The sequence below is a fragment of the Shinella sp. 1A1 genome, assembly GCF_055379515.1.
On sequence record NZ_AP039671.1, the window covers coordinates 2,862,731 to 2,884,871 of the forward strand.

Below are 22,141 nucleotides of genomic sequence, written 5' to 3' on the forward strand. Positions count from 1 at the left end.
GGAATCGCTCCTCAACGTCTAGAATCCCAATCGCGCATGCGATCAAGAGCCTAGATGAAAATTGGGGCGACAGTCAGAAGGACTGGCCGATGCCGGCATAGACCCCGAAGGAGGTTCCGCCGGGATATTTCTTCAGCGGCACCGCGACATCGAGGCGGAGCGGCCCGAACGGCGTCGCATAGCGCAGGCCGAGGCCGGCGCCGGCCCGGATATCCTTGAAATCCGGGATCTCGTCGGTCGAGACCGTGCCCGCGTCGATGAAGGGCACAAGGCCGATCGTCTCGGTGATCCCGATGCGGACTTCCGCCGACGCCGCCATGTAGGAACGCCCGCCGAGGAGCTGGTTCGCCCCGTTGCGCGGCGAGATCTCCTGATAGCCGTAGCCGCGCACCGTACCGCCGCCGCCGAGATAGAAGCGGCGCGTCGCCGGAATGTCGGAGAGCTGGTCGCCGCCGATGATCGTGCCGCCGGCAAGCTTGCCAGCGAGCACGAAGCGATCTTCCGCGCCGAGCGCCTTGTAACCGGTGATCGCGCCTTCGAAGCTGGAGAAGAACGTGCCGCGTTGCGTTTCGTAGCTCGGCTTGGCGTTGATCAGGAAGCGGTAGCCTTCCGTCGGGTTCAGCTTGTCGTCGCGGGTGTCGCGCACATATTCGATCGGGATGCTCGCCGTCAGGTACTTGTTCTTGCCGAACGCGTCCTCGACATCGGCCCAGCTCAGCTCCGCGCCCGCGCTCACCGTGTCCTTGTCGGAAAGCTCGACGCTGACGCCCGCGGCCGCCGTGGTGGTGAAGGCCTTGTAGGCGTCGGGATCGACGATCGAGGCCTTGAGGCTGGCATTGAACGTCGAGGCCGGGCCGAAGGCGCCGGGCTTGGAGAAGAGGATGGCGGTCGAATAGTCGAGATCGCCGATATCCGATTCGCCGATCCGGTTGACCGACCCTTCGATGCGCAGCGATTCGGCCTGGCCGAAAAGGTTGCGATGCCCCCAATATCCCTGCAGGCCGATGCCGTCCGTGTTCGAATATTGCGCGCCGACGCCGAAATAGCGGTGCTTGCCTTCGGAGACCTCGATGGTCATCGGCAGCGAACCGTCGGGCGCGAGCTTGGAGGCCTCGCGGATCGTCACGCTGGAAAAGACGCCGAGCGCGCGCAGCCGCTCCGACGCCTTGGTCAGCGCTTCCGGCGAATAGGGCTGGCCGGCATTGATACGCGAATAGCGCTGCACGAATTCGGGGTCGACCGTCTTGGTGCCGTTGACGCCGACCGCGCCGACGGGCGCGACCGGCCCGCCTTCGGCGGCGATCACCACGTCGACGGTCTGCGTCTTGTGGTCGGCGGTGGCGTTGCGCTCGGTCAGCTTGGCCAGCGGCCGGCCTTCCGCCTTGAGATCGACGACGACCTTCTCGCCGGCCTTGAGGATGATGGTGGAATCGGCCCGCGCGCCGGGCACCAGCCCGTAATCGGCCGGATTGCGTCCCTCGGCATCGCCCGAAAAGGCCACCTCACCGAAGGTGAAGACCGGGCCGGGCTCGACGCTGATCGTCACCGGGATCGCGCCCCGGTGGTTGAATTCGGGATTGGGCGGCAGAGAATCGAGGTCCTGTCCGTTGACCGTCACGTTCACCACGCCGCCATAGCGGCCGTTCTCGTAGAGCGCGGCAAGGATGCGGTCGCGGTCGTCGCGCGCCTTGATGACGAGGCCGAGGTCGCCGGAGACCGCTTTCCCCTCGTCCTGCTTCAGATAGGCGGCATTCTCGACGGCCTTCTTCAGGTCGCCGTCCTCGGTGCCCGGATCGAGCGTCAGCGAATAATTGACCGGATCGATGACCTCGGCGGTGTCCTTCTCCTTTTCGAAGAATTTCATGCCGAAGAGTTCGAAGGCAAGGGCCGGATTTGCGGCCAGCGGACCACAGGCGAGCGCTGCGGCGACCGCGAGGGCGGTGCCAGCCTTCAGAAACGCAAAACTCTTTTCCGGCCGGTTCACTTTATCCCGCATCCGCAGCTATCCGTCGCCTTTCTCCTTCAAGGTGCGGTGCGCGAACGGCTTCCGACACGGACTTCAGGCGCTCCGATCCATCCGGAGCTCTCAGGCAGGAAAAGACCCTAACGTGTTAGGTTTTCCGTAATGTTAACGGCGGTTTTACACGCAGGCGCGCCAGATTTGAAGCGCAGCAGGCGATTTTATGCCGGCAGCAGGCAAGCAAAAGCCCCGGAGAACCTCCGGGGCTTCGCATAGGTTGCAGTCGTTGGCGATCAATAATAGTCGCGCGGGCAACGATCGATATAGCGACGACCGTGGCGGTCGCGGTAGTAGCACTGACCGGGCTGATCGGAAACGCTGCCGATCACGGCGCCGGAAACGCCACCGATGGCGGCACCGACAGCCGCACCACGGACGTTACCGGTGACGGCACCGCCGATGATCGCGCCGGAGACGGCGCCGATACCTGCACCCTTTTCCGTCTGCGTGCAGCTGGCAACGGCCATGCCGACCAGAACGAGCGCAATGATTTTCTTCATGAACCTTCTCCAAAGTTGAACGGCGGCCCGGTTTTCCGGGTCCACCCTGCCCCCTTCTACTCAGCAACATACCGGGGCCGTCGACGACGGTCAGGTCTGTCCGACACTGAAAATATCGCCGGAAACAGGGAAGTCCATGGTTGGAAAGTATTTTTTTACGGCGCGAATAAACAGCGTTTCCGTTTCGTTTTAACGCCCTCGGCATGCAGGCGCTCACGAGAAATTTCACCCGCCGTTGAAAGTACCGGTTGATCGCCGGGTCAAAACGTCAAATGATATGATTGCCGGGGCGCACAGGGATGGAGGATTTCCCGTCGCGCCCGCAGTGCCGGAACAGATGCATGCGAAGACAATGCTGGCGTCATTAGATCCCGGGCCCGCGTCGTGAGGACGCCCGCTGCATGTCACGTCGGATCGAACGGCCCAGCGGTGCATGAACCGCCAGGGAGGAACGAATGGCGAAAGTGGCAATGACCGTCAATGGCAGGAAGGTGAGCAAGGAGTGCGAGGACCGCACCCTCCTTGTGCATTTCCTGCGCGACCAGCTCAGTCTTACCGGAACCCATGTCGGCTGCGATACGTCCCAGTGCGGCGCCTGCGTCGTGCATATGGACGGCAAGGCCGTGAAGAGCTGTTCCATCCTCGCGGCCCAGGCCGCCGGCTCCGAAATCCTCACCATCGAGGGCCTTGCGGCCAATGGCGAGTTGCATCCCGTGCAGGCCGCCTTCAAGGCCAATCACGGCCTGCAATGCGGCTTCTGCACGCCCGGCATGGTGATGACGGCGGTCGACATGATCAACCGCCATGGCGGAAAGCTCGACGAGCAGACGGTTCGCGAGAACCTCGAAGGCAATATCTGTCGATGCACCGGCTACCACAATATCGTGAAAGCCATCCTCGCCGCCGCGGAGGAAATGAGCGCGGCAGGCCGGCAGGCTGCGGAATAGGCGTCAGGCAACAGGCAGCAGCCGATTGGCGGCCAGTTGCGCGACGGTGAAATCCCGAACGCCTGTTGGCCGGCGCCTGCTGCCTCACTTCTCTGGAGGAGATGAAGATGGGTGTCGAAGGCATCGGCGCGCGCGTCGCGCGAAAGGAAGACAAGCGGTTCCTCATGGGCCAGGGGCGCTACACGGATGACATGTCCGTGCCGGGCATGCGCTACGCCGCATTCGTGCGCTCGCCGCACGCGCATGCAAGGATCAAGAGCATCGATACGTCAGCGGCGGAGGACATGCCGGGCGTCATCGCCGTGCTCAATGGCAAGCAGATGCTGGACGACGGCATCGGCAACCTCATCTGCGGCTGGATGATCCACTCCAAGGACGGCACGCCCATGAAGATGGGCGCCTGGCGACCGCTGGCGCACGAGACGGTGCGCTATGTCGGCGATGCCGTGGCGATTGTCGTGGCCGACAGCGTGGGCGAGGCGCGCGATGCGGCCGAAGCTGTTGTCGTCGATTACGACGTCCTTCCCGCCGTCACCGATGCCGTTAGGGCGCTGGAGGCCGGCCAGCCGCAGCTCCACCCGGAAGCCCCCGGCAACCTCATCTATGACTGGGAAATCGGCGACAGCGCCGCGACGGATGCCGCCATCGCCGCGGCCGCCCATGTCACGGAGATGAGGATCGTCAACAACCGCCTCGCGCCGAACCCGATGGAGCCGCGCGCCGCGCTCGGCATCTACGATTCGGCCGAGGATCACTATACCTGCTACACGACGAGCCAGAACCCCCATGTCGCGCGCCTCGTGATGAGCGCCTTCTACAATGTCGCGCCGGAAAACAAGCTGCGCGTCATCGCCCCCGACGTCGGCGGCGGCTTCGGCTCGAAGATCTATATCTATCCGGAAGAGATCGTCTGTCTCTGGGCCTCCAAGCGGTCCGGCGTTCCGGTGAAATGGACCAGCGACCGTACCGAAGCCTTCCTCACCGACGCCCATGGCCGCGACCATGTCTCGACGGTCAAGATGGCGTTCGACGCGAACAACCGCGTCACGGCGCTGAAGGTCGACACCATCGCCAATTTCGGCGCCTATATGTCGCTCTTCTCCTCGGCCGTGCCGACCTATCTCTATGCGACGCTGCTCTCCGGCCAGTACAATTTCCCGGCCATCCACGCCAATGTGCGGGCCGTCTACACAAACACCGTCGCCGTAGACGCCTATCGGGGCGCCGGGCGGCCGGAGGCGACCTATCTGCTGGAACGGACCATGGAAACGGCGGCGCGCGAGCTCGGCCTCTCGCCGGCCGAGCTTCGCCGCATCAACTTCATCCGCTCCTTCCCGCACCAGACGCCCGTCATCATGAACTATGACGCGGGCGACTATGAGGCCTCGCTGGAGGCCGCCATGGCGGCGGCCGACTGGAACGGCTTCCCGGCCCGCAAGGCGGAGGCCGCCAGCCGCGGCATGAAACGCGGCATCGGCATGAGCTGTTATATCGAGGCCTGCGGCATCGCGCCGTCGGCAGCCGTCGGCTCGCTCGGCGCGGGCGTCGGCCTCTGGGAATCGGCGGAGGTGCGCGTCAATGCCGTCGGCACCATCGAGGTCCTCACCGGCTCGCACAGCCACGGCCAGGGCCATGAGACGACCTTCGCCCAGCTCGTCGCCGACCGCTTCGGCGTGCCGATCGACAGCGTCTCCATCGTGCATGGCGACACGGACAAAGTGCAGATGGGCATGGGCACCTATGGTTCGCGCTCCGGCGCGGTCGGCATGTCCGCCGTCGTCAAGGCGCTCGACAAGGTGGAGGCGAAAGCCAAGAAGATCGCCGCCCACCTGATGGAGGCCGACGAGAGCGACATCGTCGTCGAGAACGGCGCGCTGAAGGTGGCCGGCACCGACAAGTCGGTACCCTGGTTCCAGATGGCGCTCGCCGCCTATACGGCGCACAACCTGCCCTCCGGCATGGAGCCGGGCCTCAAGGAAGGCGCCTTCTACGATCCGGCCAACTTCACCTTCCCGGCCGGCTGCTACATCTGCGAGGTCGAGATCGACCCGGAGACGGGCAAGACGAAGATCGTCCAGTTCGTCGCCGCCGACGATTTCGGCAACATCATCAACCCGATGATCGTCGAGGGCCAGGTGCACGGCGGCATCGCGCAGGGCATCGGACAGGCGCTGCTGGAGGGCGTGCACTACGATCCGGAAACCGGCCAGCTCCTGACGGCGAGCTACATGGACTACACCATGCCGCGCGCCGACGACCTGCCTTCCTTCCAGGTCTCGCACCAGGTCACGCCCTGCCCGAACAATCCGCTCGGCATCAAGGGCTGCGGCGAGGCGGGCGCCATCGGCTCACCGCCGGCGCTGATGAACGCCATCACCGACGCCATCGGCAACAACGACCTCACCATGCCCGCAACGCCCCAGAAGGTCTGGGCGGCGCTGGCGGCAAGCAACTGACGGGAGGACGCCATGTACGCAACCAATTACCATCGCGCCTCCTCCGTCGCCGACGCAGCCAAGCTGCAATCGTCCTCCGACGAAGCGAAATACGTCTCCGGCGGCATGACACTGATCCCGACCATGAAGCAGCGGCTCGCCGCGCCTTCGGACCTCGTGGACCTTCGCCACGTCGCCGAGCTCAAGGGCATATCGGTCAGCGGCAACCGCGTGCGCATCGGCGCCGGCACGACGCATTACGAGGTCTCGACCTCTGCCGAGCTGAAGGCCGCCTGCCCGGCGATCTGCCATCTCGCCTCCCATATCGGCGACCCGCATGTCCGCCATATGGGCACGATCGGCGGCTCCATCGCCAACAACGACCCGGCCGCCGACTACCCCTCCGCCATGCTGGCGCTAGGGGCGATCATCGTCACCGACAGGCGTGAGATTCCCGCCGACGCCTTCTTCACCGGCCTCTTCGAGACGGCGTTGGAAGAGGGCGAGATCATCGTGGCGGTGAGCTTCGATGCCCCGGCAAAGGCCGCCTATTCAAAATTCCCCAACCCGGCCTCGCGCTATGCCATGGCCGGCGTCTTCGTGGCGAAGGGGGATGGCGGCGTGCGGGTGGCCGTGACGGGAGCGGGAGCGGACGGCGTCTTCCGCCATGCCGGGCTGGAGGCGGCGCTTGCCGCCGACTGGTCGGCGGATGCAGCGGCCGGCGTCACCGTGGATGCGGCCGACCTCCTGTCAGATATCCATGGCAGCGCCGAATACCGCGCGAACCTCGTGAAGGTCATGGCCAAGCGCGCCGTCGCCGCCGCCGGATAGCGTTGCAAAAGCTGAAACTGTTCGATGAAAAGGACGGTTGAGGCCGTCCTTTTTTCATGCAGACTTGACATGCATCAACATGGAATGGCCTTTGGGGGCCTAGGATACATTGGAATGGTTCAAAGGTGGCGCCGATTTGCCGCAGCGCTTTGCATTGCGGCAAAGCCGGGCCGGGTGTAGCCGATGAACGACAGCCAATGACGATGATGCCCGGGATTTCGCCGGACTGGAGACTCTGGATGGACTTCGAGACTTTCTTCGAGAACGAGCTGGACGGCCTGCATCAGGAAGGCCGCTATCGCGTCTTTGCCGACCTCGCGCGCCACAAGGGCAGCTTCCCCAGGGCGACGCGCCACACGGCGGAAGGCCCGAAGGACGTCACGGTCTGGTGTTCCAACGACTATCTCGGCATGGGCCAGCACCCGAAGGTCGTCGAGGCGATGAAACTCGCCATCGACCAGTGTGGCGCCGGTGCCGGCGGCACCCGCAACATCTCCGGCACCAACCACTATCACGTGCTCCTCGAAGAAGAGCTCGCCGATCTGCACGGCAAGGAATCGGCCCTGCTCTTCACCTCGGGCTACGTCTCGAACTGGGCCGCGCTCGGCACGCTCTGTTCCAAGATTCCCGGCATCATCTGTTTCTCCGATGCCGGGAACCACGCTTCGATGATCGAGGGCATCCGCCATTCGAAATGCGAGCGCGTCATCTGGAAGCACAATGATCTCAAGGACCTCGAAGCCAAGCTTGCTGCCGCCGACCCGAAGGCGCCGAAGCTGATCGCCTTCGAATCGGTCTATTCGATGGACGGCGACATCGCCCCCATCAAGGAAATCTGCGACCTCGCCGACAAGTATGGCGCGATGACCTATCTCGATGAAGTCCACGCCGTCGGCATGTACGGCCCGCGCGGCGGCGGCATCGCCGAGCGCGAGGGCCTGATGCACCGGCTGACGGTCATCGAGGGCACGCTCGGCAAGGCCTTCGGCGTCATGGGCGGCTATATCACCGGCTCGGCCGCGCTCTGCGACTTCGTCCGCTCCTTCGCATCGGGCTTCATCTTCACGACCGCCCTGCCGCCGACGCTCGCCGCCGGTGCCCTCGCCTCGATCCGCCACCTCAAGGAAAGCCAGGTGGAACGCCTCGCCCATCAGGCGCGCGTGCGCAAGCTGCGCGCGGCGCTCGACCGCAACGGCATTCCGCACATGCCGAATCCGAGCCATATCGTGCCGGTGATGGTGGGCGACGCTTCCAAGTGCAAGTGGATCTCGGACCTGCTGCTCGACAATTTCGGCGTCTACGTCCAGCCGATCAACTACCCGACCGTGCCGAAGAAGACCGAGCGCCTGCGCATCACGCCGACGCCGCTGCACACCGATGGCGATATCGAGCACCTTGTCGGCGCGCTGCATGCGCTGTGGTCGCGCTGTGCGCTGGCCCGCGCCGTCGCCTGATACGCAGAGACGAAGCGGTTACCCAACAAGCCCGGCGGCCACCCGCCGGGCTTCTTCGTCTCCGGCAAAGACATCGTCCATCGATGCTGCCGGCGGCAGGTGGCTGAGCCTGTCCATGACGGTCTCCGCGACGTCGGCCATCGACAGGAAGCCGATTCGCCCCGCGACGAAGGCATGGAACGCCACCTCCTCGGCGGCATTCATCACCGCGCCCTGCAGGCCGCCGCGCGTGAGCGCCGTGCGGGCAAGCCGGAGCGCCGGGAAGCGCACCTCGTCCGGCGCCTCGAAATCGAGCCGCGCGAGCTTTGCGAAATCCAGCCGGTCTACATTGAGCGGCGAACGTTCGGGATAGGTCAGCGCATAGCCGATGGCCGTGCGCATGTCTGGCGCGCCGAGCTGCGCCAGCACCGAGCCGTCGACATAGCCGACCATGGAATGGATGATCGACTGCGGATGCACCACTACCTCAATCTGGTCCGGCCTGACGTCGAAGAGATGCTTCGCCTCGATCATCTCCAGCGCCTTGTTGAACATGGAGGCGCTGCCGATGGAGATCTTGAGGCCCATCGACCAGTTGGGATGCGCCCGCGCGATATCGGCCGTCACGCCCGCCATCTGCTCGCGGCTCCAGGTGCGGAAGGGACCGCCGGATGCCGTCAGCACGATGCGCTCGACGGCGTGGCGCTGGTCGTCCTCCAGCGCCTGGAAGATCGCGCTGTGCTCGCTGTCGACGGGAATGAGCCGCCCGCCGCCTTCCGCCACCGCCTTTACGAAGAGGTCGCCGGCCGAGACGAGGCATTCCTTGTTGGCAAGCGCGATATCCGCGCCTTTCCTGGCCGCCGCCAGCGTCGGCGCAAGGCCGGCCGTGCCGACGATCGCCGCCATCACCCAGTCGGCATCCGCGGAAGCCGCCTCCAGCAGCGCCTCGCGCCCGGCCGCCGCCTCGATACCGCTGCCCGAAAGCGCATCCTTGAGCGCGCCGTAGCGGCTCTCGTCTGCCGTCACCGCCAGCCTTGCGCCGCAGTCTTTGGCCTGTGCGGCGAGAAGATCTACATTGCCGTTGCCGGTCAGCGCCAGCACCTCGTAGCGCTCGCGCCCGCCGAGCTGGCGCACCACGTCGAGCGTGCTGGTGCCGATGGAGCCTGTCGAGCCGAGAATGGTGATGCGGCGCTTCGGCCGCGCATCGGGAGCCATGGTGATTTCCGCGTTTTTCTTGTTATCGAGCAAAAGGCTCTACAGGCGAAAGACGCCTGCAACAAGTCATGGAAATGCTGTAAAGCGAAGGCACGGCCCCTGTTCTGGAACCCGCGGCTTGACCTTTTCACCCGGACGGCCATAACGTCCCGGCGAAGCGGCATTCCGCGCTGACGCGATTGGAGAAATTCGTGCACCGACGCCTGAGAGTATGGACCCTCGCCTGCCTTGCCTTTCTGGCGGCAGCTCCGGCCTATGCCGACGAGCCGGTCCCGGGCGGTCTCGGCGGCACCTGGCTGGCCGAGGATATCGGCGGCAACGGTGTCATCGACAACCTGCAGACGACGCTCGAGATCAAGCCGGACGGCTCCTATGGCGGCAATGGCGGCTGCAACACCTATCGCGGCAAGCTGAAGGTGCAGAACGGCAACATCGCCTTCGCCCCAGCCGCCGCCACGCGCAAGATGTGCGCCCCGGCCATCATGGACCAGGAGCAGAAGTTCTTCGACGCGCTCGGCACCGTCACCTCCTGGAAGCTCGAAAACGGCATCCTGCACCTGACGGGCAAGGAAGGCGCCCCGGCGATCCGTCTTGCCGGCCTCAAGAACAACACCGACATCGTCATCCGCCTGCCGGGACCGGAACAGAGCGTGGTGCGCGAGACGCTGAACTACCAGTGCGACGCCGATCAGCGCATCAGCGTCGAATATATCAATGTCGGCGCCAATTCGCTGGCCGTCGTGCGCATCGGCGAAGAGACGGTCATCGCCGCCAACGTCATGGCCGCCTCCGGCGCGAAATATGCCGGCGGCCATTACGAATGGTGGACCAAGGGCCACGAGGCGACGCTCTACGACCTCACCCGCGGCGAGAACGCGCCTGGCGTCACCTGCCGCAAGTCCGGCTGAGGCAGCACCGGGGGAGAGAAGCGCATGCCCACATTCCGCGTCGGCCAGAAGGTGGTCTGCATCAACGACCGCTTCAAGAACGTCTCGATCGACCAGGGCATCCGCAAGGGCCAGATCTATACGGTCCGCTGGGCGGGCCACTATCGCCACTATGTCGACGGCGACTTCTACGGCATCAAGCTGATGGAGCTCTATCGCGGCAACGACGACGGCCCGGAAGGCTACGGCGCCGTCGACATGCCCTTCCGCGCCAGCCGCTTCCGCCCGCTGGTCTCGGACCGCATCCGCAACATGCTCGGCATGAAGGCCCCGCAGCCAAAGGTCGTCGCAAAGCCCTCCATCGTCCCCGCCGTGCGCGCGAAGCCCCGCGTCGTCACGCCCGAGCGCGAGACGGAAGACGTCTGACAATCCTCTTCGGAAAAAATGGTGATCCCGCCGCGATTCGAACGCGGGACCCCCAGATTAGGAATCTGGTGCTCTATCCTGCTGAGCTACGGGACCACTGACTGCACCCATACAAAAGCCGCGCGCCTAAGCCAAGCGATTTTCGGTGCCTTCTCGCCGAGTTCCCTGCGGAACAGCCCGGCGGGCGGGAAGGTGAGACATTCGGGTCATCGGATGGAGATGGCTCCATCCCCTGAACCCAGAGGAGAATGTCCCATGCGCAAGTTCATCCTGTCCGCTGCCGTCGCAACCCTCGCAGCGCTTTCCTTCGCCGCCCCCTCGCAGGCCGGCGGCCTTTCCGTCGGTTTCGGCTTCGGTCATGGTCATGGCCACGGCTGGGGACACGGCCACGGTCATGGCTGGGGCAATGGCGGCTATGTCACCGTCTATGACGACTATGGCTACGACTGCTACTGGAAGAAGGTGAAGCACTACAACAAGTGGGGCAACCTTGTCGTCAAGAAGGTCAAGATCTGCGGCTGATCGAAGGTCAATATCTGCGGCTGATCGCCGGCAACGATCCCCACAAGGTACCCGGCTGCCGCTTCGGCAGCCGGACCTTCGCGTCAGGCGGCAAGCCGGCTTTCGGCGAGCTTGACCCAGTAGGTCACGCCATGCGGGATGGCGTCGTCGTTGAAGTCGTAGGCGGGGTGGTGCAGGCCGGCGGTATCGCCGTTGCCGACGAAGATGAAGGCGCCCGGCCGGGCGAGCAGCATGTAGGAAAAGTCCTCCCCGCCCATCATCGGATCGAGCGAGGCGTGGACCGCCGCCTCGCCGGCGATGCCGCGCGCCACGTCGACCGCGTGGCCGGTCTCTTGCGGATGGTTGACGGTGACGGGATAGTTGCGGTGATAGGCGACGGCAATCTCCGCGCCGTGGGCGGCGGCAAGACCGGCGCAGATCTGCCGGATGCGGGCCTCCGCCTCCTCGCGCATCTCCGGGCTCAGCGTGCGCACCGTGCCGGCAAGCTGCGCTTCCTCGGGAATGACATTGTGGGCAAAGCCCGCATTGAACTTGGTGACGGAAACGACGAGCGAGGCGATCGGATCGGCGACGCGCGAGACGATGGTCTGCAGTGCCGTCACGACCTGCGCGCCGATGACGATGGGATCGACCGTCTTGTGCGGCAGCGCCGCATGGCCGCCGCGGCCCTTAACCTTGATGTTGAACTCGTCCGTCGCGGCCATAATGGCGCCGGGCCGCGTGCCGAAGGCGCCGACCGGCAGGCCGGGCAGGTTGTGCATGCCGTAGACCTCGGCAATGCCGAAGCGCTCCATCATGCCGTCCTTGACCATCTCGTTGCCGCCGCCGCCGCCCTCTTCGGCCGGCTGGAAGATGACCGCGACATTGCCGGTGAAATTCCGCGTCTCGGCAAGGTACTTGGCCGCGCCGAGCAGCATGGCCGTATGGCCGTCATGGCCGCAGGCATGCATCTTGCCCTTGACGGTGGAGGACCAGGGCTTGCCGCTCGTCTCGTCGATCGGCAGCGCGTCCATGTCGGCGCGAAGGCCGATGGTGCGTCCCTCGCCCTTCCCGCGGATGATGCCGACGACGCCGGTACGGCCGATGCCCGTCACCACCTCGTCAACACCGAATTCACGCAGCTTTTCCGCGACGAAGGCGGCAGTCTTCTCCACGGCGAAGAGCAATTCCGGCTCTCGGTGCAGGTGCCTGCGCCACCCGGCGATTTCATCCTGCAATTCTGCGGCGCGGTTCAGAACGGGCATGCAACACTTCCTGTGATTTCGGCCTGAAAGTCGGCCACCGGTGTTCGACGGCTTTGCCATCTCGATGCCATATAGGTTAAATAGGGCGACGGTTCGAGACAACTCCCGATTTCGAGGACAGGCCTTTGCAGATGAACGGACGAACGACGCGCCGGAGCGCATGGTTTCTGGGCTCCGCCCTGTTGCTCACCACGTCCCTTGCGGCAGGCAGCGCCGCGGCCAATCCCCGCATGCTGGTGGACGTCAACACGCTGAAGGTCATCGAGCACGAGGATGCGTTCCAGCGCTGGTATCCGGCCTCGCTGACCAAGCTGATGACGGCCTATACGGTCTTCCGCGCCATCAAGGCCGGCGAGAAGACGCTGGAAAGCCCCGTCGTCATGAGCAAGAACGCGGCTTCCGAACCGCCGAGCAAGATGTATTTCAAGCCCGGCCAGAAGATGACGCTCGACAGCGCGATGAAGATCATCCTCGTCAAGTCGGCCAACGACGTCGCCGTCGCGCTTGCCGAATCGGTCGGCGGCTCGGAACAGGGCTTCGTCGACCGCATGAACGCTGAAGCCGCCCGCATCGGCATGAGCTCGTCACATTTCATCAATCCGCACGGCCTGCCCGGCAAGGGCCAGTACACGACGGCGCGCGACCTTGCCGTGCTCGCCGTGACGCTGAAGCGCGAGTTCCCGCAATACGCACATTATTTCGCGCTCGAGGGCTTCACCACCGGCAAGAAGCAATATCCGAACTACAACATGCTGATCGGCCGCTTCGACGGCGCCGACGGCATGAAGACCGGCTTCATCTGCGCGGCGGGCTTCAACCAGGTCTCCTCGGCGACCCGCAACGGCCGCAGCGTCGTCTCCGTGGTGCTCGGCTCCGACAGCCTCGGCGCCCGCGCCGACATCTCCGCCGGCATGCTGCAGAAAGGCCTGACGACGCGCACCGGCAACGTGCCGACGCTCGGCCAGCTCCGCCCCTATGGCGAGACGCGCGACATCGTCGCCGACATCTCCGCCGATATCTGCTCCAAGCACGCCGCCAAGATACGCAGCGAGGGCCGCGACGAGGCCGGCCGCCAGAAGCTGACCTCCCCCTATATCCATGAGGTGAGCCGCCCCCTGAAGCTCGTCTATGCCGGGCTGATGGCCGGCGAGGAGGAAAAGCCGGTGGCCGGCGAACAGGTTGCCGCCGGCGACATCGGCGATATGGTCAACGTGCCGATCCCGATCCCGCGGCCGACTTTCTGACAGGACGGATGACCATGACCCTTGCCGAGCGGCGCGTGCCGGTTTCCGTGTTGACCGGCTTTCTCGGGGCCGGCAAGACGACCCTGCTCAATCGCCTCCTGAAGGACCCGACGCTCACCGACACGGCCGTCATCATCAACGAGTTCGGCGAAGTCGGCATCGACCATCTTCTCGTCGAGCAGTCGGGCGACGGCATCATCGAGCTTTCCGACGGGTGCCTCTGCTGCACGATCCGCGGCGAGCTCGTCGATACGCTCGCCGACCTGATGGACCGCATGCAGACCGGCAGGATCCAGCCGCTGAAGCGCATCGTGATCGAGACGACCGGCCTTGCCGATCCCGCTCCGGTGCTCCAGGCCGTCATGGGCAACCCCATCCTCTCCCAGTCCTTCAGCCTCGACGGCGTGATCACCGTGGTCGATGCCGTCAACGGCCTCCCGACGCTCGCCAACCATCCCGAGGCGGTCAAGCAGGTCGCCGTCGCCGACCGCGTGCTGATCAGCAAGACCTCGCTTGCCGACGCCGAAACGCTCGCCGCCATCAGGCGGGAGATCGCCGCGCTCAACCCGCGCGCCGCCGTCGCCGATGTCGACACGCCCGGCCTCGCCGGCCCCGATCTTCTCGCCAACGGCCTCTACGATCCCGGCAGCAAGATCCCGGACGTCCGCCGCTGGCTGCACGAGGAGGCGCATGGCCACCATCACCACCATGACCATGATCATGATCATCACCATCACGGCCACGACCATGATGACCACCACCAGCATGCCCATGACGTGACGCGGCACGATGCGACGATCCGCTCTTTCAGCATCGTCCACGACCGCCCCGTCGACCCGATGGCGCTGGAAATGTTCATCGATCTCCTGCGCTCGGCCCATGGCGAAAAGCTGCTGCGCATGAAGGGCATCGTGCTGATGAGCAACAGCCCGGAGCGCCCGCTGGTGCTGCAGGGCGTGCAGAGCGTCTTCCATCCGCCGGAGCGGCTCGCCGCCTGGCCGGACCCGCACGACCGCCGCACGCGGCTGGTGCTGATCACCAGGGATTTGCCGGAAGCCTTCGTGCGCGACCTGTTCGACGCCTTCACCGGCACGCCGAAGATCGACCGCCCGGACCGCGCGGCGCTTGCCGACAACCCGCTCGCCATACCCGGCCTGAAATTCTAGAGCATTTCCAGCAAAAGTGCCTCGCGGTTTTGCGTTCGGAAATGCGCAAAACCAGAATGCCGGAGCGTTTTCGCGATCCGAAGAAGAGCCGAAACGCTCCCGCTCAGGCCTTCTTGCGGATCAGGAAACGGTGCCCTGCCTCGACGCGCTCGCTCGCCTCGAGCAGATGGCCGTCCTCCCGGCAGAAATGGGGAATGTCGATGACGGCGAGCGGATCGGTCGTCTCGACCCAGAGGCCGGCGCCGGCCGCCATGGTGGAAAGGCGCTTGCGCGTCTTCATCACCGGCAACGGGCATTTCAGGCCGCGCAGATCGTAGACCTCGACATCGCCCGCCGGGGAACTCATTTCTGCCAGAACTTCCAGAAGGGCTTCTTCGGCGCCTGCTCCACGACCTCGACGGCCGGGTTCTCTTCCGGCACCGGCTGCGTGCCGGCCGCATCCACCGGCTTCTTCGCCTTTTCGGCGCTTGCAGCCGTGGCCGGGTTGCGCGCTTCCTTCTGGGCCTGCTGCCCGGCATCGGCCTTCGCCTCGCCCGCCTGCAGCGAGGCCTCCGCGACGGGCGCGGCCTTGGCCGGCTGCTCTTCCTTGGCGGCCCAGAGCTTCCAGAACGGCTTCTTCTCCGGCTTCTCGACGACCGTCACGCCGGGGTTTTCTTCCGGAACGGGGAGAGCGCCTGCGCCATGCGCCTGCTTCTGCGCCTTCTCGGCGGCAACGTCCGCCGCGAGGTCTTCCGCTTCCTTGACCTTCTTCTGCTCGGCATCGAGCCTGGCCTGCTCGACCGCCTGCTTGGCACGCTCTTCCGCTTCGAGCTTGCGCTTTTCGGCCTCCTCGGCCTTGCGCTTCTGCGCCTCGATCTCCTGCTGCGTCATCAGCTTGCCGGCATCGAGCGAATTGCCCGTCGGCGCATAGGCAAGCTCGCGGCCCTTGCGCTGGTCGGCGACGATCGCCTTGCGCTGGGCTTCCGACGGCTCGATCCAGACGGTGCCCTGATACTTGCTCATCGCCTTGGCATAGGCCGTGGCATAGGTCTTGTTGTAGCTGGAAAGCGCGACGTCGAGCGACGACGGCGTCGTCATCGCCGGACAGGCGCCGGCCGGCGAGAAGGGCTTGTCGGCCTGCTGGTTAAAGACGTACTTGCCCTCGCAGACATTGACCTCCGGCGGCCGCTTGGTGATCTCGAAGTGATCCCAGCCGACTTTCAGCATCTTCCAGAATTCGATGTTCGGATTGTCGCGGTGCCGCGCCATGTTCTCCGCGGTCATGCGGAAGGGGAATGCCTGGAGCTGAACCGCCTTCTGCCCGCCGTCGAAGGCGTCGCGCGCGAAGGCGAAGATTTCGAGCATCTGCTCGTCGGTCATCGAATAGCAGCCCGACGAGGAGCAGGCGCCATGGATCATCAGATTGGTGCCGCTCGCCTTGTTGGCGCGGTCATAGGTGTTGGGGAAACCGGTGTTGATCGCGAGATAGTAGCTGGAATTCGGGTTCATCTGGCCGCGCGAGAGCGGATAGAAGCCTTCCGGCGCCTGGCGGTCGCCTTCCTTCGTCTTCGGGCCGAGCTTGCCGGACCAGGCGCAGATCTTGTAGTTGCGCACCATCTGGAAGCGGTTGGAACGGTCGGCCTTCCACACTTCCAGCCGCCCCTCCTCCTTCAGGATGCGCAGCATGATCGGCGAGGACCGGTCGATGTTCATCTTGGAGAACTTGCTCAGCACCGCCGGCGAAAGCTGGTAGCCGGTCTTGCTGGACACCTTGGAGATGTCGACGTCGACCTTGTCGAACGAGTCGAGCGTCTCATTGGTGCATCCCGCGGTGACCACGGCGAGAAGCGAAACGGCGGCAAGAACGGTAAGGCGCATGCAAGGGTCCGTGAACTATCGTCAGATCGCGAGCCGTCGCGCCGGCAGGGCGGGACGCGCAGTCGTAACCGGCTTATACTTCATAAACTCTTAACCGGGAATTCTTTCGCGAGACTGCCGGACGACCGCAGCCCCTTCACACACAAGGATTGTGGCCGAGATGGGGCGAAAGGGGTCGGTGTGGCAGGCGGATCAGAGCTGGCGGCCGATATTCAGGTAGCGCTGGCGGCGATCCTTGCGAAGCTGGTCGCCGGGCTTGGCCGAAAGATCCTTCAGCGCTGCGGCGATGACGTCGCCCGTGCGGCCGATGACGGCGGCCGGATCGCGATGCGCGCCGCCGACCGGCTCGGGAATGATGCCGTCGATGACGCCGAGGGCCTTCAGGTCCTCCGACGTGATCTTCATGTTGCTCGCCGCTTCCTTGGCGCGGGTGGAATCGCGCCAGAGGATGGAGGCAGCGCCTTCCGGCGAGATCACGGAATAGATCGCATGTTCCAGCATGTAGACCCGGTCGCCTGTGGCGATGGCGATCGCGCCGCCCGAGCCGCCCTCGCCGAGAACGACCGAGACGATCGGCACGCGGACATTGAGACACATCTCGGTGGAGCGGGCGATGGCTTCCGCCTGGCCGCGTTCTTCCGCGCCGATGCCGGGATAGGCGCCGGCCGTGTCGATCAGCGTGATGACGGGCAGGCCGAAGCGGTCGGCCATTTCCATGACGCGGATCGCCTTGCGGTAGCCTTCCGGCCGGGCGCTGCCGAAATTGTGCTTGAGGCGCGACTTGGTGTCGTTGCCCTTTTCCTGGCCGATGATGGCGACGGCCTCGCCGCGGAACCGGCCGAGACCGGCCTGAATCGCCTCGTCCTCGGCGAACTTGCGGTCGCCGGCAAGCGGGGTGAACTCCTCGAAGAGCTGCGCGGCATAGTCGACGAAATGCGGACGCTGCGGATGGCGCGCGACCTGCGTCTTCTGCCAGGGCGTCAGCTTGGAATAGATATCCGCCGTCGCCTCGCGGGCGCGAACTTCGAGCCTGCCGACCTCGTCGCTCGTGTCGATGCTCTCATCTTCTTCCGCCAGCTTTCTCAGCTCGTGGATCTTGCCTTCGAGATCCGAGATGGGCTTTTCGAAATCGAGGTAGTTGTGCATGAGATGCGTTTCCGATCGTTTGCTCAAACCGCGTCAGGCTGCGCTCGGCCAGGGGCCAGTCGCAAGCGGGAGGGGTCCTAATCCGGTTTTTTTGCCTGTTTGGCAAGAGGGTGATGGGTTTGAACGAGCTGGTGCAGCCGTTCTTCCAGCACATGCGTATAGATTTGTGTCGTGGAAATGTCCGAGTGACCCAGCAGTTCCTGCACAGCGCGAAGGTCCGCGCCGTTCTGCAGGAGGTGGCTGGCGAAGGCATGGCGAAGGACATGTGGCGAGAGCGTCGCGGCCCTGATGCCCGCCCTGCCGGCCAGCGCCTTGAGGTCGCGGCCAAAGACCTGCCGGGGCAAATGCCCCTCCTTGCTCTGAGCCGGGAAGAGGAAGGTACCCGCCGCCGGATCGTCGCCGATCGCGGCCGCCAGCGTTTCGCCATAGGCCTCCAGCGCCGAAACGGCGGCGCGCGACAGCGGCACCAGCCGCTCCTTGCTGCCCTTGCCTTTCACGATGAGGAAGCGTCCCGTCTGCGCCAGCACGCTCGCCGGCAGCGAGACGAGCTCGCTGACCCGCAGGCCCGTCGCATAGAGAAGCTCAACCAGAAGATGCATGCGCCGCTTGAGGAGAAGGTTGCCGCCGGGCTCCGCCGCTTCCGCCTCCGCCCGGCCGATCAGGCGCGTGACGTCGTCGACGCTCAGCGTCTTGGGCAGCGAGCGCCCCTTCTTCGGCGCATCGAGGATGCCGGTTGGATCGTCGCCACGCAGGCCCTCGCCATAGAGGAACTTGAAGAACTGCCGCAGCGCCGACAGCCGCCGCGCCTGCGAGGACGCGGCAAATCCCTGCTTTGCGAGATGACCGAGATAGGCCCTGAGATCGTCCGGCGCCGCCTCGGCAAGGCGCACGCCCCGCTCATTGAGGAAGGACCGCGCATCCTCGAGGTCGCGCTCGTAGGACTGCAGCGTGTTCGTCGCCGCGCCCCGTTCGGCGCTCATCATCTCGAGGAAGGACTCGACCTGGAGTGCGGATGGGTCCCTCATTGCGGCGGGTTCACCCGCTCGGAGGGGATGCGGATCGTTACCTCCCGCTCGGTCGGCTCGACGAAGGTCACCAGCGCCACCATCACGCCATAGACCGATCCGACGATCACGGCGCAGAAGAACAGGAAGCGGAAAAGGGTGGGCATGGCTGTCTCCGGGGCGATGCCCCCTATATCGCTTCGCCATCCGCCGAGCGCAAGGGCGGCGGGGCCGGGATCGGGCTCGAAGCGCCGGCCATCCGCAGTCTCCGACACGGCGCAGGCTTGACGCTTCCGGCGCTTTTGTCGATACGGAAAGGAGCGAAACCCCGGAAAACGCCATGACCGAGCTGATCGACCAGGCCCCTCTCACGCTCGCCGCCGAGGCCCGCGCCGCACTCGGCAAGCGAAACCTCGTCCTGATCGGCCTGATGGGCGCCGGCAAATCGGCCATCGGCCGCATGACGGCGCAGGCGCTCGGCATCCCCTTCGTCGATTCCGACCACGAGATCGAGCGCGTCTCGCGCATGTCGATCACCGATCTCTTCGCCGCCTATGGCGAGGCCGAGTTCCGCGCGCTGGAAACCCGCGTCATCAAGCGCCTGCTGCGCTCCGGCCCGCGTGTCGTCTCCACCGGCGGCGGCGCCTATATCAACGAGAACACCCGCCGCAACATCAAGCGCGGCGGGCTCACCGTCTGGCTCAATGCCGATCTCGACGTGCTCTGGGAACGCGTCAACAAGCGCGACACCCGCCCGCTTCTGAAGACGGAGAACCCGCGCCAGACGCTCGAAAACCTCATGAATGCCCGTTACCCGATCTATGCGGAAGCCGATCTGACCGTGATGTCGCGCGACGTGAAGAAGGAAACCATGGTGGAGGAGGTGCTCACCGCGATCGCCGCCGCCGCCCGCAAACCCTGACGAGATGACCATGACTGCCACTGCCACCGCGCGCCGCACCGTGCGCGTCGACCTCGGCGACCGCTCCTACGATATCCTGATCGGCCCCGGCCTCATCGCTGCCGCCGGCCGCGAGATCGCCAGCCGCCTCAAGGGCCGCAAGATCGCCGTCATCACCGACGCGCACGTTGCTCCGATCTATCTCGACGGCTTCATGGCCGCCCTCAAGACGGAAGGCATCGAGGCCGTCTCGCTCGTGCTGCCAGCCGGCGAGAAGACCAAGAGCTTCGAGCCCCTGATCAGCGTGTGCGACAGCGTGCTTGCCGCCCGCATCGAGCGCAACGACGCCGTGGTGGCCCTCGGCGGCGGCGTCATCGGCGACCTCACCGGCTTTGCCGCCGGCATCGTGCGCCGCGGCTCGCGCTTCATTCAGGTGCCGACCTCGCTTCTGGCGCAGGTCGATTCCTCCGTCGGCGGAAAGACCGGCATCAACTCGCCGCACGGCAAGAACCTCATCGGCGTCTTCCACCAGCCCGACCTCGTGCTCGCCGATACCGACGTGCTCGACACGCTTTCGCCCCGCGAATTCCGCGCCGGCTACGCGGAGGTCGCCAAATACGGCCTGATCGACAAGCCCGACTTCTTCGCCTGGCTGGAGAAGAACTGGCGCGCCGTCTTCGCCGGCGGCGAGGCGCGCATTACGGCCATCGCCACGAGCTGCCAGGCGAAAGCGGATGTCGTCGCCGCCGACGAGCGGGAGAACGGCCAGCGCGCCCTCCTCAATCTCGGCCACACCTTCGGCCATGCGCTGGAGGCCGCGACGCAATATGACAGCGCCCGCCTTGTCCACGGCGAGGGCGTCTCCATCGGCATGGTGCTCGCCCACCAGTTCTCCGCCCGGATGAACCTTTGCAGCCCCGACGACGGCAAGCGCGTCGAGGCGCATCTGCGCGAGGTCGGCCTGCCGACCACGATGGGCGAGATTCCGGGCGGCCTGCCGCCGGCCGAGAAGCTGATGGACGCCATCGCGCAGGACAAGAAGGTCAAGGCCGGCAAGCTCACCTTCATCCTGACACGCGGTATCGGCCAGTCCTTCGTCGCCGACGACGTGCCGCAATCCGAAGTCGTCGCCTTCCTCAAGGAAAAGCTGCCGAAATGACCGGCGAAACGTCCGCCGCGCTCGCGTCTCCCGTCTGGCCGTGGATCGTTCTCGTCCTCGGCCTGGCCGCCGCCGCCTTCATCTTCCGGCAGCGCTCGTCGATTGCCGCGCTCTGGCGCTCGCATCAGGAAACGCGCGAAGCGGACGGCGAGCGCTCCCGTGACGGGAGCCCTGCAAAATCCGACCGCGACAGGATTACGAGCGGGCTCGACCTCGACGCGCTGGAAGTCTCCGACATCATGGTCCACCGCACCGCCATGCGGGCGCTGAATGCCGGCGATCCGCCGGAGGAGATCGTCAAGGCCGTGCTGGAAAGCCCCTATACGCGCATGCCGCTCTGGGCCGGCTCGGTGGACAATATCGTGGGCGTCGTCCACGCCAAGGACCTTCTGCGCGCACTCGCCGAACCCGGCGTGGAGCCAAGGAACCTCGACATCACCAGGGTCGCGCAGAAGCCCTGGTTCGTGCCCGACACGACGACGCTGAAGGAACAGCTCGCCGCATTCCTGCGCCGCCAGGAGCATTTCGCCACCGTGGTGGACGAATATGGCGAGGTGCAGGGCGTGGTGACGCTTCAGGACATTTTGAAGGAGATCGTCGGCGATATCTCCGACGAGACGGCCATCGACATGCAGGGCGTGCGGCAGGAGGCGGACGGTTCGCTCGTCGTCGACGGCGGCGTCTCGATCCGCGACCTCAACCGCGCCTTCACCTGGAACCTTCCCGACGAGGAGGCGACGACCATCGCCGGCCTCGTCATCCACGAATCGAAATCGATCCCGGAGGAGCGGCAGGCCTTCACCTTCTACGGCAAGCGCTTCATCGTCATGAAGCGGGTGAAGAACCGCATCACCAAGCTGCGCATCCGCCCGGTCGAGCCCGGGCCGGCCGGCACGTAGCGACTACCAGCGCGTCGGCTCGCCCGGTGCGGCCGCCTCGACGGCGAGCGCATGCAGGCCCGCGTCGAGCTCCGCCTTCACCACCGCGTTGATCGCCCGGTGGCGCGCCACGCGGCTCATGCCGGCAAAGGCCGAAGAGACGATGCGGATGCGCATATGCGTCTCGCCCTCGCCGTCGAACCCGGGCTGGTGGCCGGCATGCAGATGGCTTTCGTTGAGGACTTCGAGGCGCTCGGGCGAGAAGGCCGCTTCGAGCTTGCCGGTCATGCTGGATTTCATGGACATTGCGGAACCTTCGGCGGCCG

21 protein-coding genes, 1 tRNA gene and 1 pseudogene are annotated in these 22,141 nt (G+C 65.4%); 12 read left to right on the forward strand and 11 right to left on the reverse strand.

The window, feature by feature from the left end:
- Positions 1-73: 73 nt before the first annotated feature.
- Both ACZ48C_RS13950 and ACZ48C_RS13955 read right to left on the reverse strand, forming a co-directional pair.
- Positions 74-1,996 carry an autotransporter assembly complex protein TamA gene (locus ACZ48C_RS13950; protein ID WP_464781466.1) on the reverse strand — a complete coding sequence of 641 codons (1,923 nt, stop codon included), beginning with the start codon at positions 1,994-1,996 and terminating at the stop codon, positions 74-76.
- 257 nt (positions 1,997-2,253) lie between these two features.
- Complete coding sequence (locus ACZ48C_RS13955; protein ID WP_119259089.1) at positions 2,254-2,520, reverse strand: YMGG-like glycine zipper-containing protein; 267 nt, start codon at positions 2,518-2,520, stop codon at positions 2,254-2,256.
- A gap of 455 nt (positions 2,521-2,975) precedes the next feature.
- Between ACZ48C_RS13955 and ACZ48C_RS13960 the strand changes: the two genes are divergently transcribed.
- From ACZ48C_RS13960 to hemA, 4 genes are all read left to right on the forward strand, one after another.
- Positions 2,976-3,467, forward strand: a complete 492-nt coding sequence (locus ACZ48C_RS13960) for a (2Fe-2S)-binding protein (RefSeq protein WP_119259088.1) — start codon at positions 2,976-2,978, stop codon at positions 3,465-3,467.
- Between the two features lie 107 nt (positions 3,468-3,574).
- Positions 3,575-5,923 (forward strand): xanthine dehydrogenase family protein molybdopterin-binding subunit, encoded by a 2,349-nt coding sequence (locus tag ACZ48C_RS13965; protein ID WP_464781467.1) that lies wholly within the window; start codon positions 3,575-3,577, stop codon positions 5,921-5,923.
- A gap of 12 nt (positions 5,924-5,935) precedes the next feature.
- Complete coding sequence (locus ACZ48C_RS13970; RefSeq protein ID WP_464781468.1) at positions 5,936-6,733, forward strand: FAD binding domain-containing protein; 798 nt, start codon at positions 5,936-5,938, stop codon at positions 6,731-6,733.
- Positions 6,734-6,972: 239 nt separating this feature from the next.
- Entirely contained in the window at positions 6,973-8,187 is a 1,215-nt protein-coding gene (hemA, locus tag ACZ48C_RS13975) for a 5-aminolevulinate synthase (protein ID WP_464781469.1), read from the forward strand.
- An 18-nt stretch (positions 8,188-8,205) separates the two neighbouring features.
- Here the strand turns inward: hemA and dxr are convergent, their stop codons facing one another.
- Entirely contained in the window at positions 8,206-9,381 is a 1,176-nt protein-coding gene (gene dxr, locus ACZ48C_RS13980) for a 1-deoxy-D-xylulose-5-phosphate reductoisomerase (protein ID WP_464781470.1), read from the reverse strand.
- Between the two features lie 191 nt (positions 9,382-9,572).
- Here dxr and ACZ48C_RS13985 point away from each other — a divergent pair, with 191 nt between their 5' ends.
- Together ACZ48C_RS13985 and ACZ48C_RS13990 are read left to right on the forward strand one after the other, a co-directional pair.
- Positions 9,573-10,289: an META domain-containing protein gene (locus ACZ48C_RS13985; protein ID WP_464781471.1), complete on the forward strand. Its 717-nt coding sequence runs from the start codon at positions 9,573-9,575 to the stop codon at positions 10,287-10,289.
- A 24-nt stretch (positions 10,290-10,313) separates the two neighbouring features.
- The gene (locus ACZ48C_RS13990) at positions 10,314-10,694 is read left to right on the forward strand and encodes a CAP-Gly domain protein (RefSeq protein WP_119259083.1); all 381 of its coding nucleotides are present in this window, start codon (positions 10,314-10,316) and stop codon (positions 10,692-10,694) included.
- Positions 10,695-10,713: 19 nt separating this feature from the next.
- On the opposite strand, the gene ACZ48C_RS13995 is transcribed toward ACZ48C_RS13990, so the two are convergent.
- Positions 10,714-10,790: transfer RNA gene (locus tag ACZ48C_RS13995), tRNA-Arg, on the reverse strand.
- Positions 10,791-10,949: 159 nt separating this feature from the next.
- On the opposite strand from ACZ48C_RS13995, the gene ACZ48C_RS14000 reads away from it, so the two are divergent.
- On the forward strand, positions 10,950-11,216 hold the full coding sequence (locus ACZ48C_RS14000; protein ID WP_119259082.1) for a hypothetical protein: 267 nt from the start codon (positions 10,950-10,952) through the stop codon (positions 11,214-11,216).
- Between the two features lie 83 nt (positions 11,217-11,299).
- Here the strand turns inward: ACZ48C_RS14000 and ACZ48C_RS14005 are convergent, their stop codons facing one another.
- Positions 11,300-12,460 (reverse strand): M20 aminoacylase family protein, encoded by a 1,161-nt coding sequence (locus tag ACZ48C_RS14005; RefSeq protein WP_464781472.1) that lies wholly within the window; start codon positions 12,458-12,460, stop codon positions 11,300-11,302.
- Positions 12,461-12,591: 131 nt separating this feature from the next.
- Here ACZ48C_RS14005 and ACZ48C_RS14010 point away from each other — a divergent pair, with 131 nt between their 5' ends.
- A complete protein-coding gene (locus ACZ48C_RS14010; RefSeq protein WP_318910101.1) occupies positions 12,592-13,704 on the forward strand; it encodes a D-alanyl-D-alanine carboxypeptidase family protein in 1,113 nt (370 codons plus the stop codon).
- A 14-nt stretch (positions 13,705-13,718) separates the two neighbouring features.
- Positions 13,719-14,870 (forward strand): CobW family GTP-binding protein, encoded by a 1,152-nt coding sequence (locus ACZ48C_RS14015; RefSeq protein ID WP_464781473.1) that lies wholly within the window; start codon positions 13,719-13,721, stop codon positions 14,868-14,870.
- A 103-nt stretch (positions 14,871-14,973) separates the two neighbouring features.
- Here ACZ48C_RS14015 and ACZ48C_RS14020 read toward each other — a convergent pair whose 3' ends face one another.
- The 5 genes from ACZ48C_RS14020 to ACZ48C_RS14040 all read right to left on the reverse strand — a co-directional run bounded on the left by ACZ48C_RS14020 (position 14,974) and on the right by ACZ48C_RS14040 (position 19,044).
- Positions 14,974-15,216 carry a sulfurtransferase TusA family protein gene (locus tag ACZ48C_RS14020; RefSeq protein WP_424547570.1) on the reverse strand — a complete coding sequence of 81 codons (243 nt, stop codon included), beginning with the start codon at positions 15,214-15,216 and terminating at the stop codon, positions 14,974-14,976.
- The gene (locus tag ACZ48C_RS14025; protein ID WP_464781474.1) at positions 15,213-16,727 is read right to left on the reverse strand and encodes a L,D-transpeptidase family protein; all 1,515 of its coding nucleotides are present in this window, start codon (positions 16,725-16,727) and stop codon (positions 15,213-15,215) included. Before ACZ48C_RS14025 ends, ACZ48C_RS14020 begins: the two co-directional genes overlap by 4 nt.
- A gap of 192 nt (positions 16,728-16,919) precedes the next feature.
- Positions 16,920-17,873: an acetyl-CoA carboxylase carboxyltransferase subunit alpha gene (locus ACZ48C_RS14030; RefSeq protein ID WP_119259077.1), complete on the reverse strand. Its 954-nt coding sequence runs from the start codon at positions 17,871-17,873 to the stop codon at positions 16,920-16,922.
- A 77-nt stretch (positions 17,874-17,950) separates the two neighbouring features.
- Positions 17,951-18,898, reverse strand: coding sequence for a site-specific tyrosine recombinase XerD (xerD, locus tag ACZ48C_RS14035; RefSeq protein WP_464781475.1), 948 nt, complete (start codon positions 18,896-18,898; stop codon positions 17,951-17,953).
- Positions 18,895-19,044: a hypothetical protein gene (locus ACZ48C_RS14040; RefSeq protein WP_119259121.1), complete on the reverse strand. Its 150-nt coding sequence runs from the start codon at positions 19,042-19,044 to the stop codon at positions 18,895-18,897. The genes xerD and ACZ48C_RS14040 overlap by 4 nt, the downstream gene beginning before the upstream one ends.
- A gap of 173 nt (positions 19,045-19,217) precedes the next feature.
- Here ACZ48C_RS14040 and ACZ48C_RS14045 point away from each other — a divergent pair, with 173 nt between their 5' ends.
- The 3 genes and pseudogenes from ACZ48C_RS14045 to ACZ48C_RS14055 all read left to right on the forward strand — a co-directional run.
- Positions 19,218-19,799 (forward strand): shikimate kinase, encoded by a 582-nt coding sequence (locus ACZ48C_RS14045; protein WP_119259075.1) that lies wholly within the window; start codon positions 19,218-19,220, stop codon positions 19,797-19,799.
- Positions 19,800-19,809: 10 nt separating this feature from the next.
- Positions 19,810-20,937, forward strand: coding sequence for a 3-dehydroquinate synthase (aroB, locus tag ACZ48C_RS14050; RefSeq protein ID WP_464781476.1), 1,128 nt, complete (start codon positions 19,810-19,812; stop codon positions 20,935-20,937).
- Positions 20,895-21,836 (forward strand): annotated as a pseudogene (locus tag ACZ48C_RS14055) (transporter associated domain-containing protein); the annotation flags it as partial. The gene aroB and the pseudogene ACZ48C_RS14055, both read left to right, overlap by 43 nt.
- A gap of 3 nt (positions 21,837-21,839) precedes the next feature.
- Here ACZ48C_RS14055 and ACZ48C_RS14060 read toward each other — a convergent pair.
- Positions 21,840-22,121 (reverse strand): BolA family protein, encoded by a 282-nt coding sequence (locus ACZ48C_RS14060; protein ID WP_415215815.1) that lies wholly within the window; start codon positions 22,119-22,121, stop codon positions 21,840-21,842.
- Positions 22,122-22,141 lie beyond the last annotated feature (20 nt).

What these genes read in the sequence shown, in the direction of transcription:
- ACZ48C_RS13950 (WP_464781466.1), bottom strand. Translation starts at nt 1,996, where the DNA reads ATGCGGGATAAAGTGAACCGGCCGGAAAAGAGTTTTGCGTTTCTGAAG.
- ACZ48C_RS13955 (WP_119259089.1), bottom strand. Translation starts at nt 2,520, where the DNA reads ATGAAGAAAATCATTGCGCTCGTTCTGGTCGGCATGGCCGTTGCCAGC.
- ACZ48C_RS13960 (WP_119259088.1), top strand. Translation starts at nt 2,976, where the DNA reads ATGGCGAAAGTGGCAATGACCGTCAATGGCAGGAAGGTGAGCAAGGAG.
- ACZ48C_RS13965 (WP_464781467.1), top strand. Translation starts at nt 3,575, where the DNA reads ATGGGTGTCGAAGGCATCGGCGCGCGCGTCGCGCGAAAGGAAGACAAG.
- ACZ48C_RS13970 (WP_464781468.1), top strand. Translation starts at nt 5,936, where the DNA reads ATGTACGCAACCAATTACCATCGCGCCTCCTCCGTCGCCGACGCAGCC.
- hemA (WP_464781469.1), top strand. Translation starts at nt 6,973, where the DNA reads ATGGACTTCGAGACTTTCTTCGAGAACGAGCTGGACGGCCTGCATCAG.
- dxr (WP_464781470.1), bottom strand. Translation starts at nt 9,381, where the DNA reads ATGGCTCCCGATGCGCGGCCGAAGCGCCGCATCACCATTCTCGGCTCG.
- ACZ48C_RS13990 (WP_119259083.1), top strand. Translation starts at nt 10,314, where the DNA reads ATGCCCACATTCCGCGTCGGCCAGAAGGTGGTCTGCATCAACGACCGC.
- ACZ48C_RS14000 (WP_119259082.1), top strand. Translation starts at nt 10,950, where the DNA reads ATGCGCAAGTTCATCCTGTCCGCTGCCGTCGCAACCCTCGCAGCGCTT.
- ACZ48C_RS14005 (WP_464781472.1), bottom strand. Translation starts at nt 12,460, where the DNA reads ATGCCCGTTCTGAACCGCGCCGCAGAATTGCAGGATGAAATCGCCGGG.
- ACZ48C_RS14010 (WP_318910101.1), top strand. Translation starts at nt 12,592, where the DNA reads ATGAACGGACGAACGACGCGCCGGAGCGCATGGTTTCTGGGCTCCGCC.
- ACZ48C_RS14015 (WP_464781473.1), top strand. Translation starts at nt 13,719, where the DNA reads ATGACCCTTGCCGAGCGGCGCGTGCCGGTTTCCGTGTTGACCGGCTTT.
- ACZ48C_RS14020 (WP_424547570.1), bottom strand. Translation starts at nt 15,216, where the DNA reads ATGAGTTCCCCGGCGGGCGATGTCGAGGTCTACGATCTGCGCGGCCTG.
- ACZ48C_RS14025 (WP_464781474.1), bottom strand. Translation starts at nt 16,727, where the DNA reads ATGCGCCTTACCGTTCTTGCCGCCGTTTCGCTTCTCGCCGTGGTCACC.
- ACZ48C_RS14030 (WP_119259077.1), bottom strand. Translation starts at nt 17,873, where the DNA reads ATGCACAACTACCTCGATTTCGAAAAGCCCATCTCGGATCTCGAAGGC.
- xerD (WP_464781475.1), bottom strand. Translation starts at nt 18,898, where the DNA reads ATGAGGGACCCATCCGCACTCCAGGTCGAGTCCTTCCTCGAGATGATG.
- ACZ48C_RS14040 (WP_119259121.1), bottom strand. Translation starts at nt 19,044, where the DNA reads ATGCCCACCCTTTTCCGCTTCCTGTTCTTCTGCGCCGTGATCGTCGGA.
- ACZ48C_RS14045 (WP_119259075.1), top strand. Translation starts at nt 19,218, where the DNA reads ATGACCGAGCTGATCGACCAGGCCCCTCTCACGCTCGCCGCCGAGGCC.
- aroB (WP_464781476.1), top strand. Translation starts at nt 19,810, where the DNA reads ATGACTGCCACTGCCACCGCGCGCCGCACCGTGCGCGTCGACCTCGGC.
- ACZ48C_RS14060 (WP_415215815.1), bottom strand. Translation starts at nt 22,121, where the DNA reads ATGTCCATGAAATCCAGCATGACCGGCAAGCTCGAAGCGGCCTTCTCG.